We start from the raw sequence: 2630 nt of genomic DNA on the forward strand, positions 1-2630 counted from the left end.
TTTTGTCCATATTGGTTTTTAATTTAATAATTAGTGTATTTTTGTTGGGCTTGGGTCTTGAATCATCCGCCACTAAGCCAAGCGACAGAACGTTAGCGGTCAGTTGACGTGTGAACGAGGAGGAAACCGGATTTAAAGATTAGGCTTTTGAAATACTGAAACTGAAAAAGCAAACGTGAAAATTGGGTGGGTATTGGCGAAATTTTATTTTTTTGATGTTTAAGATTGGAATGCGGAAATCCGAAATTTTAATTGGAATTTGACAATTGAAACTTGAAAATCTGAGTTTCTAATTGGAACGTGAAAAGCAGACTCGAGCGAAAGCGAACAGGCGAAGCAAACTTGAATGTCGGAATTTCAAATTGGAATGTAAATATTCGAGTTTTAAGCGGAAAAGGAAAACTGAAATTTCGAGTTTTATAATTGAAATGAAACAAACATTTTGATTATGAAATTGGAACGAAAAAAGGGAATGAAATTTAGCCGAGATTTGGACAAGAATTAGGTTTTTTTAATCGGCAAAGATTAGGCTGAGAATCGATTAATAATTAGGCATATCAACAAGCAACAACCGAACCGCTAACAGCCACTACAACGGATTTGGGCATTGGGCTTAATAGAAAGATGGTTTTGTATTTGGGATGATTTGGCAAATCCGAAAACAAGGCTTAATTTAGTCCCAAACCCGCTGTAGTGCCAGAACGTTAGTAGCTAGCTATCCAAAACCCACCAGAAATAACAATTAATCATGAATAGAATCTTAACTTTTGAGCTTCAATATTGCAGTCCAATACCTTTTACATTATTACACGATGAAAACTCAATTATTCAGTTTTCAGAGCGCTTTTTCTCTAAAGATTCTTTGATATATTTCATATGTAAAGTAAAGAAAGTTCGTTTCGATATTGAATCAATTTTTATAAATAATGATATTATAACACTTGATTTATTATTTGGTAATAAAAGGATTCCAGTGAATTTTTGCATTGAACCAAATAAAAAAGTTAAGCTTATTGAAGGATCAACAAACAAATTGCTATTATTAGAAATTGAAGGTTATCCTACGGAAAACCCCATGAAACTTGTTCCTGATTTAGTATTAAGAATGTCAAAAATTGAAATTGGGAATAAACCTGAATTAATATACATCGGATATTCTTTCGAGCCTATTAGAAGATTATTTAGTCATGAAAAGATAATCAAAGCTTCAGCAGAAATTGAAGATGAAAATGAATTAAGATTGTATGTTTCATCATTTAAATTTAGTTATTGCTATGTAAAAGACAAAAATTTGGTTTGTGTTAGTGATATCGGAATAAAAAAAGATATAACTACTGATGAAAAATTAAAAGACTATGTAATGTTGGTTGAAAGAATTTTAATTAATTATTTTCAAACAGAAGGATTGAACGATAAACATGTAAATATGAATATTAGCAAGGATCGTCTGTTTAAAGAAATATTAGAAAAAAATGCGATACGTTTTATTGGTGGAGGATATGAAATGGAAGAAGGTGAATATTTTGATTTTTCATCTAAACACATCAATACTACTGAGAAGCATTTTTTTATAGATTATGAAAACATTAATGATGGCTATTTAACACATGATGAGATAATGAAAAGATTTCTTAACATAAAATAGCCAGCTACTAACAGCCACTACAACGGATTTGGGCATTGGGCTTAATGGAAAGATGGTTTTGTATTTGGGATGATTAGGCAAATCCGAAAATAGGGCTTAATTTAGTCCCAAACCCGCTGTAGTGCCAGAACGTTATGTGACATTTTAAAATACTGCTAATGAGAAAAATATTTGTTCTATTGATGTTCACAATTCTTTTGACAAGTTGTAAAGATGATTACGAACAAGAAGAATTAAAAGCTATCGAAGATGTTGCAAACGATTATTTAAAAACAAACGATTTATTATTAAATCCAACAAAGTTTTTTGATGATCAAGTTATTGTAAAACCAAATATTGACACCTTAGACATCAAAGTTTATTTCTCAGACGCTTTACTTCCCATTTCTCAAGTAAAGGAAGATAACGAGTGGATGTTTACAGATAATAATTTTAAAAATGCATCAGACTCAATCACTTTTTTCAGCATATTAAACTCACAAAATTTCAAAGATTTAAAATTCAGAGAGTTTGCAAAATCAAAACTGAAATTAGAAAGACCTTACACACAGTTTAAATCAAGTCAAACTAAATTTACAGCAGATGAAGAATACAGAGTTTTGAATTTTTCTAGAGTTTGCTTTGATGATAAACGAGAAAACGGAATTGTTGTGATTGAATATTTAGTCGGTTATGAAAGTGGAACAAGTAGCGGATATCATAATTCCCTGCTTATTAAAAAGAAAAATGGAAAATGGACTTATGTTCGTCGTAAATAAAAAAACGTCACATAACAGCCACTACAACGGATTTGGGTAATTGGCTTAATGGAAAAATGGTCTTGTATTTGGGAGATTTGGCAAATCCGAAAATAGGGCTTAATTTAGTCCCAAACCCGCTGTAGTGCCAAGACGTTAGCAGTAATATTCCCGTAGAAACAGAAATATAACTATGAAAAGACAACTTTTGATTATAACACTTTTTGTACTATTAAATTCTTGTTCAA

At 31.1% G+C, this 2630-nt stretch carries 2 protein-coding genes; both read left to right on the plus strand.

Annotated elements, in window-relative coordinates:
• Positions 1-748: 748 nt before the first annotated feature.
• Positions 749-1645, plus strand: coding sequence for a hypothetical protein (locus tag C8P67_RS21850; protein WP_115815318.1), 897 nt, complete (start codon positions 749-751; stop codon positions 1643-1645).
• Between the two features lie 158 nt (positions 1646-1803).
• On the plus strand, positions 1804-2403 hold the full coding sequence (locus tag C8P67_RS21855) for a hypothetical protein (RefSeq protein WP_147298288.1): 600 nt from the start codon (positions 1804-1806) through the stop codon (positions 2401-2403).
• Positions 2404-2630 lie beyond the last annotated feature (227 nt).

The organism is Flavobacterium aquicola (assembly GCF_003385115.1).
Taxonomy (GTDB): domain Bacteria; phylum Bacteroidota; class Bacteroidia; order Flavobacteriales; family Flavobacteriaceae; genus Flavobacterium; species Flavobacterium aquicola.

Excerpts from the sequence above, each read along its gene's own strand:
- C8P67_RS21855 (WP_147298288.1), top strand. The coding sequence starts at position 1,804 with ATGAGAAAAATATTTGTTCTATTGATGTTCACAATTCTTTTGACAAGT.
- C8P67_RS21850 (WP_115815318.1), top strand. The coding sequence starts at position 749 with ATGAATAGAATCTTAACTTTTGAGCTTCAATATTGCAGTCCAATACCT.